The following is a 17378-nucleotide window of genomic DNA, read 5'->3' as shown; positions in this document are numbered from 1 at the left end:
CCGCCTGCCTCACCTCCGTAACAGGAGGTGAGGCAGGCTCTGGCGTGCTGGTCAGTTCACGGCGGCTTACTGGAACTGGTCCCAGTTGCCTCCGATAAAGTCCATCCAGGTGTTCAGGGACGTCCAGTCGGTCGATCCGAGGGGATGGCTCGGCCGGACTCCCAGGGCACTGCGCAAATTGTGGGCCATCACATTCCAGGTCATCTTCGTGTAGCCGCCCCACGTGCCCAACGTGGCCAGAGTAGTCGAATCATGCGCGACTGCATGCTGGGTCAGATACAGCTCTCCCTTACGGGATTTGAGGCTAAATTCGATGGTCGACCCCGGCCCATCAAAGTATTCGTCCGAAGCAACCGTGAACTTGAAACTTGTCGCCGCGGTAGCGACTCTCACAGTTCCGATTCCATGCGCGAATTTGGGGGCGGGATGCAGTGTGCAATAACCACCGTCGGTGAAATGCTGACATCCGCTGATCGGGAACGGGAAAATCGCTTGCGGACTCTCCTGGAACCCCGTCATGACCTCCTCCGGAGACCCGGTCCTGGAAACCGGTCCGATGTCTTCCGTGTACGTGTAGCCGTAACCGTTCAGCGTACCGTAGTGACTACCCATGGGGACGGTGATCAGCGGCTGGGCCGAAAGCGGAGAGGTCGGGGACTTGCTGACACTGTCGTACAGCGTGCCGGACGCGTGGCTCCCGCTACTGCACGAACCGTGGTGACAACTCCCGGCGCCGGGGTTGTCCGGATCGATCGGCCCGTCTGTGATGATGCCGCTTGAGCCGCCCACCACGTTGCCCCTCGGGACGCCGATGCCGCAGACGTCCGGGTGGCAGAGACCTGTGGGGTCGCTGTTGGTGAGAGGATTGTCAGCGGCGTACGTATAGCCGCCGAGATCCTGCGGACTGCTGGACTCGAAGACAGGGTCAGCGCTCAGGAAACTGCCGAGGGCGGGGTCGTACTTACGGGCGCCGACATCGGTGTAACCGGTACTCGTGTCCTGGGGTTTGCCGAGGTAGGAACGGGTGGGGTCAGGCCAGGCGGTGGTGTTCGCGCTGGACCGTTGCTGCCCGTAGGGCGTGTACTGCTGCCGGGCGATCTGCTGGGTGGTGGCGTCCATGGACAGGTTCGCGGTGCCGTGCGGGTCATTGAACAGGTACTTCAATCCGCCACCGCCGGGCAGGCTGGAGCGGACGGCCATGGGCATACCCGCGCCGCCACCGTGCACGTAGCTGCGCACGGCCCCGAGCAGGGTGTTGGGGGTGACGCCGGTGTTGACGACGATCTCGGTGTCCCCGGCGAAGAGGGTGGTCTGGCCGGGGTCGCGGCGGATGAGCTGGTTGCCGTCGGCGTCGTAGAGGTACTTGGTGGTCGACGGGCTGGTGCCTGCGATGTCCACCTGGGCCAGATGGCCCTCGTCGTCCCAGGTCAGGGTCTGTCCCGGGCCGCTGGCAGGGGTCCGGGTGTGCAGGTTGCCGTCCTCGTCGTAGCTGAACGCCGTCGGGTTCGTGCCACCCGTGGTGGCGGTCACGGTGTGCGGCTGCGCCCCGGTGGAGTTGCAGTCCTTGGTGCACCCGTCGGTGTAGTCGGTGGTGGACGTCGTTCCGGAACTGCCAATGGCGTGGTCAACGCTCTGCTTGCGGTTGCCGATGTCGTCGTAGCTGAAGGACTGCCAGTACGAGCCGGCCGTGGTGCTCAGGGTGCCGGTGGTCGGCGGGTTGGCGGCACAGTCGTCCTTGGCCGTCCAGGCGTCGGTGAGCCGGTTCAAGGTGTCATAGCTGTAGCACTGCTGGTCGGTGACGGTGTTACCTGTCTCCGACTGCTTGTCGGTGGCGGAAGTGGGGTTGCCGGAGGCGTCGTAGGTGTACGAGGCCTCGTCAACCGTCGGTCCGGGCGCCTGAGTACGGGTGATCAGACGGTCGGTCAGCCGACGGGTCTGGTCGTCGTAGCCGTAGGTGACCTGGGCCGGGTTGGTCGACGCCCCCATGGTGACCTGCGACGGCTCACCGTAGTTGGTGAGGACGGTGTCCCCGACGTAGGTGTTGATGCTGCTGCTCGTCTTGACGGGGGCGCCCAGAGCGTCGTGGGTGTAGATGATGGTCTCGTTGTTCAGGCCCTGGGTGCGCGGATCGCTCTGCGTGGCCAGCGTCTGGGTGTTCGTCGTGTACGTGTAGGTCGTGGTGTACGTCGCCGGGAGCGGCGCCTCCGAGTCGGGCAGGGTGATCTTGGTGCCGGTCGGCTTGCCGAGGCTGGTGTAGCCGGTGGTCGCCACCGTGTATCCGCCGGTCACGCCCTGGACATAACGCGTGGACGAGGTCGGGAGGCCGATCCGCAGGGTGTCGTAGGCCCAGGAGGCGAACTGGAAGCCGGCCTTCTTGTCCGTGGCCGTGAGCTTGCGGCCCAACAGGTCGTAGGTGTAGTCGAGTTCGTGCTTCTTGGCGTCCGTGGTGGAGATCATGTTGTCGGCGTCGTCGAAGCCGTAGCTGCTGCCGCCGGCGTCGGGGTCCGTCTGAGAGGTCTTGCGGCCGAGCAGGTCGTAGCCGAACGACCACACCGCCTTGTCCGGACCGGTGACCTGGTGCTGCTTCCCGTCGGGGAAGTAGGTGTAGGCGGTGGCCGAGGTGGTGCCGCCGGTGGCGGTGAAACCCACCGTGGCCGAACCGCTCAGGGTGGGGGGCGTCTTGTACTGGTCGAGTTCCTCGGTCTGGCCGCGGGCGTCGGTGACCGTGGTGGTGGGCACCCCGCCCTTGGGCGGCAGGACGGTGGTCCTGTCGCCGGTGTACGCGGTGGTCGTGGTCCAGGTCTTGGCGCCGTTGTGCTCCTCGGTGACCAGGTCGGCGCGGCCCATCGCGTCGTGGTCGGTGACGGTGGTGTCCGGGATGGAGACCTGGGAGACCGAGACCAGCTTGGCGGCGGGACTGCCTCCGATGTCGTAGGCGTTGTTGGTGGCGACGGTCCAGCCGTGCGAGTCGTACTGCGTGTCCGAGACGGTGGTCGTGCCGTTCTCGGCGGTGGTCTGCGTTTGGAGGGTGCGCAGCATGGCGTCTTGCAGCGTCTCGTTGATCTTGTAACTGCCGTTGTCCAACAGCGTGCTGGTGGTCACGACCGAGGGCGCCGTCTTGGACAGGCTGTAGGCGTAGGTCATGTTCGCCGGTGCGCTGTTCGCCTTGTTCTCATTGGGCAGCCAGACGGCCGTGAGGCGGCCGAGGGCGTCGTAGGTGAGCGAGGACAGACGGCCTGCCGCATCCGTCTTGGCGGTGGGCTGGACGCGGGCTGGGTCTTGGGCCGCGGTGGTCAGCTGGCAGTCCTTGGACGACACGGTGACCGCGGAGCAGTCCGTGCCAGGGGTGACCTGGGTGACAACCGTAGTGCTGGTGGGCAGCTCACCGCTGGCCGGGGTGTAGGTGGTGAAGATGCCCTGCGCCAAGCTCTTACCGTCAGGAGACGTGGAATTGGGGGTCCGGGTCGTCTTGGTGACCCGGCCGTAGCTGTCGTAGCTGCTGGCGGTCTGGTCGATGAACGAGGTCGCGGTCGCACCTGACGCCGCCGACGCGGCCTGCACCGAGGTGGCGTCACCGCGCGTAGGAAGGTCTGGGTTCTGCCGACCGTCACCGTCGTAGCCGAACGCCTTGTTGTCATAGGAGGTGCGGCTGTCCGAGATCAGCGTGCCGCTGGGGGTCGCTCCGGCAGTGGAGCAGTCCTGGGCCGTGGTGATGGTCTCAGCCGGCAGGGTCATCAGCGGGCTGTTGTTGGACAAGTAGCGCGTGTAGGTGCACTTGGCAACGTTGCTGCTGTCGGCGTTCTCACCGCGGTCGTCCACCTGCACCGGCGCACCGGTGGTGGGCTTGCCCAGCTTCGTCTCGTAGAAGGTGTCGGTCTCGGTCTTGCGCCAGCCGTACGAAACGGCTTCGCGGGTCAGCGACTTGGCGGTCCGGACCATCTGTGCCGTCAGGTCCTGCATACCGCTGCGGCTGCGCGTGGCGGTGGGGCCGATGATCGTGGGAACGTCGACCACAGCCTTGTTGAGGCTTCCGCCGGAAGCGGTGTAGGTGTCGGTCTCGAAGGCCTGACCGGCGAGCGCGTCATTGTCGGCGACCGTGGCGGTGGTGCCGTCCTGGCTGGTCAGCGACGGAACCGAGCGGGTCTTGCCGCCGGGCAGGGTGTCACCGTCCATGCCGAGGAAGTAGTACGTCTTCGTCAGCGTCTTCTGGTCGTAGACCTTCGCGCCATTGGTGTAGTGGAAGACGTCCGGGTCACCGGTGGTGACGTCCACCTCCGGGTAGCCGCGGAACTGGCCCCACGTGCGGTTCTTCGCCTTGACGACCTCGTTGTCGTCGTAGTGCCAGCCGGGGTCGCCCTTGTAGGCGTAGTCCGTCTCCAGCTTGGGCTCGGTGCCGTCCTGGTAGGAGTTGTGCGTGTCCTCGGTGACGATCGAGGTCACCTTGTACTTGTAGAACCAGTCCATCCAGGGGGCGGGCTGGCCGTCCGGTGTCCAGTAGACCGGGAAGCACGAGAGGGTGTTCGTGGAGGCGAACTTCTGTGCCGCCGCGTCCGTGGGGTCGTCGGGGTCGCTGGCCGGGGCGCTGGAGCAGTCGGGCCGGTCGTACGTGACGCTGGTCTGAGCGCCGGTCTCGCTGGTGACCGTCTGGATGCGGTCGTGGTACATCAGCGGCATCTGCGGGATGGTGCCCACGCGGTTGGGCAGCTGGAGCGGCGGGTCGAAGCTCACCGACGGTGTCGCGGTGCTGCCCGAGGCGCCGCCCAGGGTGTCCAGGCCGGTGCGCTGGATGGAGTCCAGCCACAGCGTGGGGGCGTGGTCACCGCCGTCGGGGAAGGACTGGGTGAAGGTGTACTTGTCGATCTGCTTGGTGACCCCGCCGGTCTGGATCTGCGTCGTGATGGAGGTCAGCCGCTTGCGCGACCAGAAACTCGGCCCGTGGTCGGTGCAGTTCGTCGACCCCGACGTGCAGTTCAGGTCGATCGGCACATCCGGCCAGTACGCCGCGTCGGCGACCGTGAACTGGCTGTCCGCGCACGTGTTGCCCGCCGGAGTACCCGCGATGCAGCGCTCGGCGGTGCCGAAGACGACCTGTGCCGGCGCGGTACCCGAGTAGATCGTCGAGGACGTCATGCCGTAGTCGATACGCGCCAGGGTGCCGCCGCGGACGTAGGAGACCGCGGTGTTCTTCATGTCCGCGCCGTAGTAGCCGGTCTCCGGCGAGTAGTACCAGGCGGTGGCGTTGCCGTGCAGGTCGACGGCGTAGTCCAGGTTGAACCGGTAGCCCAGCGCGCACGAGGTGGCGGCGAAGTCCGTGCTGTCCGGGCAGGCCGAGACCCCGTCGTGCGCGTGGTAGACCGGCGTGGTCCACACCGAGTTCGTCTCGTCCTTGCCGCTTGACCAGCCCGGCAGCCGGTTGTAGCCGAAGAAGTACTGCACGCCGCCCTGGGTGACCTTGAAGTACTCCTTGTTGTCCGTGCCGTTGGTCGTCGACCCGGTCACGTCCTCGATCTTCGTGGTGCCGTCGTCCGTGGCCGGGTGGAAGGTCTTGGTCGCGTCGTCGTAGACGATCTGCGTGGACTTGCCGTTCAGTGACAGGGTCAGGAGCTGCCCTGCCCAGCACTGGTCCCCGTCGTTCTTGGGCGCGCCCGAGGACGAATCGTCACTGCACGGCTTGTAGGTGCGCTCGACGAAGTTCTCCGTCGTGGACCAGCCGTCACCCAGCCACGAGGACTGGTTGTTCGTCCCCTCCGTCCGCCCGTCCTGGTCCGACGAGTCGTACGACAGGTCGACGTTGGGGGGCGCGCCACCGATCGCTGCCGGAACCGCGATCGGGTAACTGTAGGTGAACGCGCCGGTGTTGCCGGAGGTCGCCCACGTACCCGCAGGCGACAGGCTGGTCGCCGAGTAGTCACCGGACGAACCCGAGGTGTCGGACGTCGCGGCCATGACAATCGAAGGGGCGGCGGCACCGGCCCTCGCGGACGCGGCACCCGGTACGGACACCTGCGCGGTCAGTGGCGCACCTGGCGCCGTGCGCACGGGGGTCTGCACCTGGCAGCGCGCCAGCTTCGGCGTCGTCAGCACGCACGCCGGAAGCCGGACGAGGTGCAGGCGGGAGGCGAAGTCACCGCCGAAGGCGTAGCGGAACGAGGAGTCGTCCACCGTCAGGGCGACCTTGCCGCCGCCGACGCTCGTGCGCCGCAACGTGAACAGCGCGCCGTGGACACCGGCCGTGAGCGCGGACTTCTGGTCCAGCATCGTCACCCGTACGCGCTGCGTCGCGGCGACGGCGGCCGACGGGGTCCGGGTACTCGCCGCGGGGCCCAGCAGTACGGGCGTCTTGCCGGCCCGCACCTGGGTCGCCTTGGCGCTCAGCCCCTTGGCGGCCGTCGTGACGGGCAGGGTGACGGTGGCGCCGCCCGGGGCCGGAAGCTTCGCGCGCCCGCTGGGGTCGAAGTGCTTGAACGGCTTGGCGGCCTTCCCCCGCTCGGGCGTCGCCCGGGTGAACGGGATCCGCTTGTCGCGGGGTACGGCAGGGGCGGCGACGCCGTGCTTCGCCAGGGAGGCGGCCGAGGCCACATCCATGGGCAGCAGCCCCACCACCAGAGTGCCGACGGCCACGACCGCCGTACGACGAACACCGCGTGCGACCGACCGGTCGCCGCGTCTCCACCACGAAACCCGAGCCATGTTGCGCAATCCCCTCCCCAGCACCTCGCGCGCCCAAGCACTCAGGGGGCTTGGGCGGTTTGAGGGCATGCCAAAGCAGGGGCACATCTGGATCACACCCCCCGCAAAGCTTCACGCTAAGCGGTCGGTTCAGCACACACAGCAAAGGATCTTTGGTGAAATGGTAAAGGAATTGCTTTGAATGGAACGGACTTGTGCGTTCCATGGTCGGGAATAGGACACGCCTGTGTCGATGGCGCTCACTCAGGTGCCGAATACAGCGCCCTGGACTCGCCGCAAACGCCTCGGCTCGCGCGCTCGCGCGGTATGCCCGACCCCAGGGACCAGGCACAACGCCCCACAAAACCACCTCTGAAGTGGCTTTTCTTCACCTTGAATCTACCCGGCAAAATCATGCCGAAATGGTCACGCGGACCCCAGGGCGGGCCATCTGAATGCGTCGAAAATCAGCCAGACACAAGGGCTCACCGGCCATTTGTCGATGCTTCCGGCTGCTCCTTGCATTCAGAATGCACAGCGGCGCGGACCCAAGGGGGGGCCGCCTGAGTCCCGCGAAGGACCCCAACCTCGATGTCAGCTTTTCGCCCGGCGCTACGGGCATCCAGACGTCTCAAGTCCAGACCCGTCGCCGTCGCCGTGGCCGCGGCCCTCGCCGCCGGGTCGCTGACCTCGGCGGTGGTGGCCCAGGCGGCGCCGGCCGCGCCCACCCGCTCGCCGCACACGGAGTCCGGCACATCGGGGGGTCACCGCAGCCTCAACGCCACCGAGTCGGCGTCGGCCCGCGCGAAGGCCACGGGCAAGCCGGTGACGGTCGATCAGCTCACCGACACGGGGACGGTGGTGACGGCCAATCCGGACGGCACCTTCACCCGCACCGACTCCTCCATGCCGCAGCGCACCCTCCAGGACGGAAAGTGGGTGCCGATCGACACCACGCTGGTCCGGCGGTCCGACGGGAGCTGGGCGCCCAAGGCCGCCGTCACGGACGTGGCCTTCTCCGGCGGCGGTTCGGGTGCGCTGGTCACGATGCGCAGCGCCAAGGACAAGCTGGGCTTCTCCTGGCCGGGCACCCTGCCCGCGCCGGTGGTGTCCGGTGACACCGCCACCTACCCCGAGGTGCTGCCCCAGGTGGACCTCCAGCTGACCGCGGACGCCTCCGGCTACTCCTCGGTCCTCGTGGTCAAGTCCGCCAAGGCGGCGGCGAATCCACGCCTGCGGCACCTGGAGTTCGGTACCGCGTCGAGCGGGGTCAAGCTGGCCACCACGCGCGACGGCGGAGCCCAGGCCACGGACAAGCGCACCGGCAAAACGGTTTTCCACAGCGACACCGCGCTGATGTGGGACAGCACCGGGCAGAAGGCCGCCGCCGCGCCCCTGGCCCGCACCAGGACCGCGACATCGGCCCGTGCCGAGCACCGCACGGCGGCCAAGGTGGGCAAGCACCGCGCCAAGGTCCAGGTGAGCCTCACGTCCGGCAGGCAGCTGCTGGGCGTGGACGAAAAACTGCTCTCCGCCAAGAGCACCACCTACCCGGTCTACATCGACCCCGAGTGGAGCGGCCGCCCGTCCCAGCTGGACTGGGCGCGGATCTCCGACAACGGGTGGAACGTCTACAACTCGACGTCCACCTCGGGTTCCACCAACGCCCGCGAGGGGTGGGACAACTCCGCCCCCGGCAACGGCGAACGGGCGCGCACGTACTACCAGATCAACACCAGCGGCATCAAGGGCGCCGTCGTCACCCACGCCTCGCTGTATGTGAAGCAGCTGTCCGCCGCCTCCTGCTCCGACACCCCGGCCGCCGTCTATGGCACCGGCCGCCCCGCCGGGTGGAGTTCGTCCTCGCTGTACTGGGGCCACGAGCCCGACAAGAGCACCGGCGCGCTGGGCACCAATCCGAAGAGTCATGAGGCCGGCACCTGCCCGGTGACCAACGGCGCCAACTCCTGGGTCAGCCCGCCCTCGCTCGAGTTCGACGTGACCTCACGCGCGCAGAGCGCGGCGGCCGGCGGCTGGAAGAGCATGACGATGATGGTCCAGTCCCCCGACATGAACGACGCCACGCAGTGGAAGCAGCTCGCCTACGGCGGCGGCGCCACCATGTCGGTCACCTACAGCTACCGGCCCAAGCTCAAGAACGGCACCGGCACTCCCGCCATCAAGCCGTCCACGGTGAGCATGGGCAAGACGATGACCACCACGCACACCCCGACGCTGTCCGCGCGCGCGGTCGACCCCGACCTGGCCGGCGGCAGCGAGCTGGTGCGCATGGAGTACAACGTCTACAACTCCTCCGGCACGCTGGTGCACCAGGGCTTCGGCCCCAGCACGGACTCGAAGAAGCGCGCCCGGTACAACACCAACGGCAGCGACTGGACCACGCCGAGCCTGCCGGACGGCACCTACACCTGGAAGGCCACCGCGCAGAACGCGGCCGGATACTGGGCCGGGACCGGCTCCGGCATCTGGACGAAGACGCAGACCTTCACCGTCGACACCACCGCTCCCCCGGCACCGACGGTGACATCGAGTCAGTTCCCGGCCAAGCAGATCGGTGCCGCCTACGGCGACAAGGGCACCTTCACCCTCAGCAACAACCACACCAACAACATCACCGGCTACCTGTTCGCCCTGGACGGCACGCTCGGCAACACGGTGTACAGCAGCAGCGTCACCAAATGGACCACGAGTACGAAGATCACGCCCGGCGTGCCGTACTACGTCAGTTCCGACAACGCCTCCGGCACCGGCACCGCGGTCGTCAACGGCAGCGCCTCACCCGTCTTCGCCCCGGCCACGACGGGCCCCCACACGCTGTACGCCAAGGCCGTGGACCAGGCGGGCTCGACGTCCCTCACCCAGACGCCGTACGCCTTCTACGCGGGTAGCAGCACCCCGGCGTACGCCTACGGCGACAAGATGGTCACCGGCTGGACGGCCACCAACACCGACGGCACCACCACCGCCGTGCCCGCGGCGACGACCAGCACCAAGGGTGGTCAGCTGACCAGCCAGGCCGCGGGGAGCGGCTACGAGTTCGCCGACGGCTACCAGGCGTTCCTCGGCAACAGGAGCAGCACCTCCAAGGTCGTCTCCGGTGACAGCGTCACCCTCGGCTTCGACGTCCCGAAGGACGGCCCCTGGAGCTTCGGGGCCAACCTGACCAAGGCCAAGGACTACGGCATCTACCGGCTGGTCCTGGACGCGGGCAAGCCCACGCAGTCGACGCTGATCAGCGGCTACGACGCCTACAACTCCTACGTCACCACCCAGTTCCTCAACCTCGGTGTGCCGAAGGACTCCAGCGGTCAGCTGCTCACCCTCAAGCAGGGCGTCCACACGCTGACCCTCACCCTGACCGGCAAGAACCCCAGTTCCTCCGGGTTCCAGGCGGGTGTCGACGTGCTGCGGCTCGGGCCCGCGCTGACGTGCGCGATCAACGCCACCAGCAGCTGCCTGAACAACACCGCCACCAGCACGTTCACGACGACGACCAGCACCGCCGACGCCGACGGATCCGGCAACAGCATCAACTCCGCCGATCTGACGAGCACGTCGGGATGGCAGAGCGGCAAGACGGTCACCGTGGACGGCGCCACCGTCACGCTGCCGAAGTTCGGCACCGGCACCTACGACAACATGCTCGCCTCCGGCCAGACCGTCACCTTGCCGGGCAGCGGTGCGGTGAACACCGGTGACGCCGTGGTCTTCCTCGCCTTCGCCACCGGCGGCGCGGCCAAGGGAGCGGGCGGCACCATCACCTACGCCAAGGACAACTGCCTGGACGCGGACGGCAACCCGACCGACCAGGCGTACCACCTGGACACCGTGCCCGACTGGATCAGCGGGCCGACCTCCGCGGCCTCGCTGACCCTGGTCCACGAGAACCACAAGGACAACACCCAGACCAGCCCCAGCTCCAGCCCGAAGATCTACGCGGTCAGTGTGCCGCTGGCCTGCCCCGGTTCCGTCGTCAGCAGCATCTCCCTGCCCCTGTTCACCAATGGTGTCCAGGCCGGCCAGCCCTCGCTGCACATCCTCGGTCTCGGCCTGCGCCCGCTGACCGTCACCGGCAGCGGGACGACCGCCCGGCACTGGGTCGGCACCTACTCCTCCGTCCCGGACACCGCCAAGGTGCAGCAGTCCGGCGGCAGCGCCGCGACCGTCAACGGGCAGACGCTGCGCATCCCGGCGCACGTCAGCATCGGGACCAATGACGACGACGGGTCCGATGCCGGCAACGGGGTGCGCATCCACCTGTCGAACGCGAAGGGCACCGCCCCGGTGACCTTCGACGCGGCCTCCGTCGCCCCGCAGGACACCACCGCGGGCGGTGCCGCGGCGGCCGCGGCGCCGACCCCGCTGACCTTCGGCGGCAGCACGTCCGTCACCGTCCCGGCGGGCGGCGACGTCACCAGCGACCCGGTGACGCTGACCGTCGCTCAGCAGGCGACCTTGCTGGTCAGCGTGCAGGTGCACGGCTCGGTGTCCGCCATGTCCGGCCACGCCACGGCCCAGACCCCGGTGTGGGTCAGCGACGCGGCCAACCGCACCGGTGACACCGCGGCCGGCAACTTCACGCAGACGACGTACACCGGACTGCCGTACCTGGCCGGTATCGACGTCACCACGCCCACCACCGCCCCGACCGGTTCCCTGGTCCTCTACGGCGACCAGAGCGTCAACGCCGACACCGGGACGAACGACGGCCGGCACCACCTCAGCGACGCCATCACCGACGCCATCGTCCAGGACACCAACGGGGACGGATCCGTCGACTACGGCATCCTCAACGCCGGTACGAACAGCGGCAGTCTGAGCAACAACCTGCTCCCGCAGATCACCAACGACGCCGATCCCGCCAACGCGCTCAACCCGGTGGACCGCAATGTGCTGGCCCAGGGCAACGTGCGCACCGTACTCGTCTCCACCGGCGCCACCGACCTGCTCAACTGCACCGGCGACGCCAACACCTGCGCCACGAACGTCGAACACGGCCTGGAGGCGCTCAACAGCCAGCTGAGTTCGTACTACAGCGACGACGGGCAGTCCTTCGTCAACGGGCAGCCGGTGACCCAGAACTCGAACATCACCGTCTACCTCACCACCATCCCGCCGTTCACCGCCGCCCACCCCGGCACCGCAGCCCAGGAAACCGCCCGCGAGCAGGTCAACAGCTACCTGCTCGACAACTACCCGTCGCAGGTCATCGACTTCGCGTCGGCGGTCTCCACGGACGGCACCGCCACCTCGTCGACCGTGAAGGCGGCCGACCTCTCCGGCGGCAACCCCTCCGACGCGTACTACGCCGACCTCGCCGGTCTCTACCTGACCGACACGAACACCGATGTCGTCGCCATCGCGCCGAACCTGATCGTGCCGCTCGCCACCGGCGGCGACACCCCCGACAACGAGTGGGAGCTGTCCGCGGACGGCACCGACGCGCGCGGGGACAACCCGTTCACCGCCGTCGGCGCGGCGACCTTCAACGCGGCCGGGCCGGACGCGGTCAACGCGCCCACCGCCGCCACCTCGTTCGACGGCAGCACCGGATTCCTGGAGAGCGACCACACGGCCGTCGACACCCTCGCCGACTACACCGTCTCCGCCTGGGTGAAACTCGACTCGGCGGCCGGACCCGCGACCGCCGTCTGCGAGGGCACCAGCCAGCACCAGGCGTTCTATCTCGGCTACGACAGGGACAACAAGGGCTGGATGTTCCAGACCACGACCACCGACGACGACGCTTCCGACTTCCCCACCGCGGAAGGAGACGCCGGCACCGGGGCCCTGGGCACCTGGACACACCTCCTGGTCACCTACACGGCCCCCGTCGACGGGGACGACACCACCGGGGTGATGTCGATCTATCAGAACGGCACCCTGATGGGCACCGCCACCAACCCCACCCCGCAGTACGACTCCTCCATGCCCCTGACCATCGGCGGCTGCGTCAACACCCCTGACGCGACCTCCCCGTACAACGCCTTCCCCGGCTCCGTCTCCGACGTGCAGGTCTACCCGTACGCCATGGCGGCGGGCGACGCGAGCGCGGGCAGCGTGATGGTGCCGTCCGGGTGGGACAAGGGCATGCCCGAGGACGAGTGGAAGCTCTCCTCCGACGGCGCCGACACCGGGTCCCTCAACGCGTTCACCCCGTCCGGCAGCGTCGGCTTCGGCACCGACGCGCCCGGCGGGCTGTCCGGCAGCGCCGCCTTCGACGGCAGCTCCGGCTTCCTCAAGAGCAAGCAGAGCGCGGTGGACACGCTCGGCGACTACACCGTCTCCGCCTGGGTCAAGATCAACTCGGCCCTCGGCACCACCGCCGTCTGCCAGGGCACCACACAGCACCAGTCCTTCTACCTGTCGTACGACAAACCCAGTGCCGCCTGGATGTTCCAGACCACGACCACCAACGACGAGAACGCCGACTTCCCCACCGCCGAAGGAGACAGCAACAGCGCCCCGGTCGGCACCTGGACCCATCTGGTCGCCACCTTCCGGGCACCGGTCGCCGGTAGTACCAGCAGCGGCAACATGGCCCTCTACCAGAACGGCGCCCTCGTGGGGACCGCCACCAACCTCAGCCCCCAGTACGACTCCTCCATGCCGCTGACCGTCGGCGGCTGCGTCAACAGCGCCTCCGCCACGACCCCGTACCTGGCGTTCCCCGGCTCCGTGGCCGATGTCCACGTGTACCCGCGGACGCTGTCGGCGACCGAGGTCAGCGCACTCCACTGATTCCAGCACCGCAGGCGTGGTCCCCGCCGCTCGCACCCGAAGCGGCGGGGACCACGCATGCCAAGACGATGACTCGAACGGGGATCTTCACCATGCACAAGGGAAAGCTGATCGCGGGCGGCATCCTCGCCATGGCCGCCGTGGGCGCGGTCGTGAGCGCGGAAGACGGCGCGCACGCGACGAGGATCGCCCCCGCCCACGGCACGTCCTTAGCCACGACGGAGGCCGTACCGACCTCGGAGGCGAGTACGTTCAGACTCTGGGTCGAGCAGGAGGGGACCGCGGCGGAGCGAGCCGCCGCCCGACACGTCACCCGGCTGACCGCCCACACCGGCGACCGGCGGGTCGAGATATACACCGACTGGGACAGCCGCTTCGCGAGCAGTTACACCTCGCAGGCCGGACAGATCGCCGCGGCCTACCGGGCCTGGCAGAGCGGCACGGGCCACGACCGGGTGACCGTGTACGCCTCCGACGGACCGGCCGTCGCCACCCGGCGGTTCTAGACCCGGCGGTTCCAGGGGCTTTTGTCCGCGAAACCGGTCTGATCCGAACGAGCGGCCCTGGCGGACACGGGAACGGCCGGTGCCCCCGCACAGTGGGCACCGGCCGTTCAAGGTTCGACCTGTTCGTCGCAGGTCGGTTCATGTGACCTGCCGGCAGGTCAGAGCGCGAGGCCCGTCAGGACGAGGACGCGCTCGTAGGTGTAGTCCTCCATCGCGGAGCGGACGCCCTCGCGGCCGACGCCGGACTGCTTGGCGCCGCCGTAGGGCATCTGGTCGGCGCGGTAGGACGGGACGTCGCCGATCACCACGCCGCCGACCTCGAGGGCGCGGTGGGCGCGGAAGGCGGCCTGCAGGTCGTGGGTGAACACGCCCGCCTGGAGGCCGTACTTGGAGTCGTTGACCGCGGCGAACGCCTCGGCCTCGCCGTGCACCTTCTGCACGCTGAGGACCGGTCCGAAGACCTCCTCGCGGGCCAGGGTGACGTCCGAGGGCAGGTCGGTGAGGACGGTCGGCGCGTACGAGGCGCCGTCGCGGTCGCCGCCGGTGAGCAGCGCGGCACCGGCCTCGACGGCCTCCTTGACCCAGGACTCCACGCGCTGGGCGGCGTCCTCGCTGACCAGCGGGCCGACATCGGTCTTGGGGTCGTTCGGGTCGCCGGTGACCTGGGCCTCGACGGCGGCGACGATGCGCGGCAGCAGCCGGTCGTACACCGGGGCGTCCACGATCACGCGCTGCACGGAGATGCAGGACTGGCCGCCCTGGTAGTTGGAGAAGGTCGCGATGCGGTTCGCGGCCCAGTCCAGGTCGGCGTCCGAGGAGAAGTCGCCGAGGACGACGGCCGCGCCGTTGCCGCCCAGCTCCAGGGTGCAGTGCTTGCGCGGCACCGAGTCCATGATCGCGTAGCCGACCTTCTCGGAACCCGTGAAGGAGATGACCGGCAGCCGCTCGTCCTGGACCAGGGCGGGCATCTTGTCGTTGGCGACCGGCAGGATCGACCAGGAGCCGGCCGGCAGCTCGGTCTCGGCCAGCAGCTCGCCGATGACCAGGCCGGACAGCGGGGTGGCCGGGGCCGGCTTGAGGATGATCGGGGCACCGGCCGCGATCGCCGGGGCGATCTTGTGGGCGCACAGGTTCAGCGGGAAGTTGAACGGCGCGATGCCGAGCACGACGCCCTTCGGGAAGCGCCTCACCAGCGCGAGGCGGCCCTCGCCGCCGCCGTCGGTGTCGAGGCGCTGGGCCTCGCCGCCGTTGAACCGGCGGGCCTCCTCGGCGGCCCAGCGGAACACCGAGGCGGCACGGCCGACCTCGCCGCGGGCCCACTTGATGGGCTTGCCGTTCTCCGCGGAGATCAGCTGACCGATCTCCTCGGTGCGCTCGATCAGGCGCTTGGCCACGTGGTCGAGGGCGGCGGCCCGTACGTGCGCGGGGGTGGCCGCGAACTCGTCGCGGGCGGCGTACGCGGCGGCCACGGCCTCCTCGACCTGGGCGTCGGTCGGCACGCTGACGGTGCCGACGAGCCGGCCGTCCCACGACGAGGTGACGTCGAAGGTGGTGTCGCCGGTGACCTGGCGGCCGGCGAGCCAGAAGGCGTGGGTGGAAGTCATGTGCGATTCCCGGCCTTTCCGCGTTTGGGGGCGTCTTTGGGGGCGTCCTTGGCTTTCGTGCTCCACGGTAGGGCGGCGGGGGCCGGGGGTCGCTTGTCCGTGCCGTAGCAGTAGGGGCGGCGGGCACTACTGATTGGACTACTGCCTCGGTTACTGGTCGGTCGAGGTGGCCTTCAGCGCGAGCCACAGCTCCATGCGTACGTCGGGGTCGTCCAGCGAGCGCCCGAGGATCTCCTCGACCCGGCGCATCCGGTAGCGCAGCGTGTGCCGGTGCACGCCCAGGTCGGCGGCGGCCGCGTCCCACTGCCCGTGCCGGGAGAGCCAGGCGCGCAGCGAGGCGACCAGATCGCCGCGGCCGGTGGCGTCATGCTCGTACAGCGGCCGCAGCAGTCCGTCGGCGAACGCCTTCACCGCGTCGTCGGCGAGCAGCGGCAGCACGGATCCGGCGGCCAGCTGCTCGTGCTCGACCAGGACCCGGCCCCGGCGCCGGGCGACCGACAGGGACTGCTCGGCCTGCTTGTAGGCGGCCGCGGCGGCGATCGGACCGGCCGGGGCGGACAGCCCCACGACGATCTCGTCCTCGTCGGTGCCCGCGTGCTCGGGGCTGGTACGGGCCGCCTCCAGCTCGGCGGCGCGGGCGACGCAGGCGGCGACCGCCGCGCCACCGTCCGCGGCGAGTACGACGAGCCGCTCGCCCTCCGGTACGACCAGTACCGCCTCGCCGGAGCGCGCGGCGGCGGCCTCCAGGATCTCCGCGAGGGTGCCGAGCCGGTCGCCGCCGCTCGCGCCGGTCCGGGCGCCGGGCACCGGGTCGGCGACGATCATCCGGAACGGGGCGTCCAGCAGTCCGCCGTACAGGTCGCCGGCCACGGCGCGGGCGTGGTCGGGTTCCCCGGCGAGCAGCATGCGCAGCACGGCGGTGCCGATGCGCTGCTCGGCGGCGTGCAGGGAGCGGGAGCGCTCGGTGGTGAGGGTGAGCAGGGCGATGGCGGAATGGACGGCGTACCGCTCGGCGGTGCCGGGGGCGGCGGCGGTGCCGACGGCGAGGGCGGCGCGGGGACGGCGGCCGGTGCCGAGGGAGTGCAGCTCGACGCGGTCCTCGTGCTCGGGTCCGCCGACCACGGAGGAGGCGGGCGCGGGCCGTTCCCTGAGCCGCTCCACCTCGCCGGTGAGGCGGGCGGCGCGGCGGCCGGACCAGTCGGGGGCGGCGGCGACGACGGTGCCGGAGGCGTCGTAGAGCGCGGCCCAGCCGTCGACCTGGGCGGCGAGGGCGGTGAGCAGGCCCTCGGGGCCGGAGTTCAGGGCCTGCTTGGTCAGCTCGCGCTGGGCGGCGAAGCCGGCGGTGACGGCGCGGTACTGGTCGGCGGCGATGGCGGCGGAGACGGCCTTGCTGATGGCGAGGAAGGGGGTGCGGCGGGGGACTTCGAGCAGCGGCAGGGGTTCGTCCGCGCAGGCGTCCACGAGGGCCTTCGGGATCTCCTCGTAATTGACCCCGACGGCGAAGCCGAGCCCGACGACGCCGGCGCCTGCCAGCCGCCGTACGTACCGGCGCATGGCCTCCGGGTCCTCCGCGTCCAGCTTGAGCGCGGTGATCAGGAGCAGCTCGCCGCCCTCCATGTAGGGCACGGGGTCGGCCAGCTCGCTGACGTGGGCCCAGCGCACGGGCACGTCGAGGCGGTCGGCGCCGGCCCGGACGGTCAGCTTCAGCGCCGAGTGGTGGACGAGCGAGGCGAGCGTCGGGGGCATGGTGCCTTCACGGTGACGGAGATCTGTCTTGGCCGCCGCGTACCAACGGCCTTCCCCGATTCTGCCTCACCGTACGGTCCCCCGCTGGCCG

General features: G+C 69.4%; 5 protein-coding genes. 2 read left to right on the top strand and 3 right to left on the bottom strand.

Going from position 1 to position 17378, the window contains the following annotated elements; genetic code table 11:
• Positions 1–66: 66 nt before the first annotated feature.
• A complete protein-coding gene (locus ACLF5H_RS08335) occupies positions 67–6621 on the bottom strand; it encodes an RHS repeat domain-containing protein (RefSeq protein ID WP_421675414.1) in 6555 nt (2184 codons plus the stop codon).
• Positions 6622–7260: 639 nt separating this feature from the next.
• On the opposite strand from ACLF5H_RS08335, the gene ACLF5H_RS08330 reads away from it, so the two are divergent.
• Together ACLF5H_RS08330 and ACLF5H_RS08325 are read left to right on the top strand one after the other, a co-directional pair.
• On the top strand, positions 7261–13431 hold the full coding sequence (locus ACLF5H_RS08330; RefSeq protein ID WP_421675413.1) for a LamG-like jellyroll fold domain-containing protein: 6171 nt from the start codon (positions 7261–7263) through the stop codon (positions 13429–13431).
• Between the two features lie 92 nt (positions 13432–13523).
• Positions 13524–13937 carry a hypothetical protein gene (locus ACLF5H_RS08325; protein WP_421675412.1) on the top strand — a complete coding sequence of 138 codons (414 nt, stop codon included), beginning with the start codon at positions 13524–13526 and terminating at the stop codon, positions 13935–13937.
• Positions 13938–14095: 158 nt separating this feature from the next.
• Here ACLF5H_RS08325 and ACLF5H_RS08320 read toward each other — a convergent pair whose 3' ends face one another.
• Together ACLF5H_RS08320 and ACLF5H_RS08315 are read right to left on the bottom strand one after the other, a co-directional pair.
• Positions 14096–15541 carry an aldehyde dehydrogenase family protein gene (locus ACLF5H_RS08320; RefSeq protein ID WP_421675411.1) on the bottom strand — a complete coding sequence of 482 codons (1446 nt, stop codon included), beginning with the start codon at positions 15539–15541 and terminating at the stop codon, positions 14096–14098.
• Between the two features lie 150 nt (positions 15542–15691).
• A complete protein-coding gene (locus tag ACLF5H_RS08315; RefSeq protein WP_421675410.1) occupies positions 15692–17287 on the bottom strand; it encodes a PucR family transcriptional regulator in 1596 nt (531 codons plus the stop codon).
• Positions 17288–17378 lie beyond the last annotated feature (91 nt).

Origin of the sequence: Streptomyces sp. LaBMicrA B280 (genome assembly GCF_049222185.1) — a bacterium.
GTDB classification, from domain to species: Bacteria; Actinomycetota; Actinomycetes; order Streptomycetales; family Streptomycetaceae; genus Streptomyces; species Streptomyces murinus.
The sequence above is the reverse complement of the archived record's forward strand: the minus strand, read 5'-3'. Positions and strand labels throughout refer to the sequence as shown.

Coding starts and splice junctions, on each gene's coding strand:
- ACLF5H_RS08315 (WP_421675410.1), bottom strand. CDS start 17,287: ATGCCCCCGACGCTCGCCTCGCTCGTCCACCACTCGGCGCTGAAGCTG.
- ACLF5H_RS08325 (WP_421675412.1), top strand. CDS start 13,524: ATGCACAAGGGAAAGCTGATCGCGGGCGGCATCCTCGCCATGGCCGCC.
- ACLF5H_RS08330 (WP_421675413.1), top strand. CDS start 7,261: ATGTCAGCTTTTCGCCCGGCGCTACGGGCATCCAGACGTCTCAAGTCC.
- ACLF5H_RS08320 (WP_421675411.1), bottom strand. CDS start 15,541: ATGACTTCCACCCACGCCTTCTGGCTCGCCGGCCGCCAGGTCACCGGC.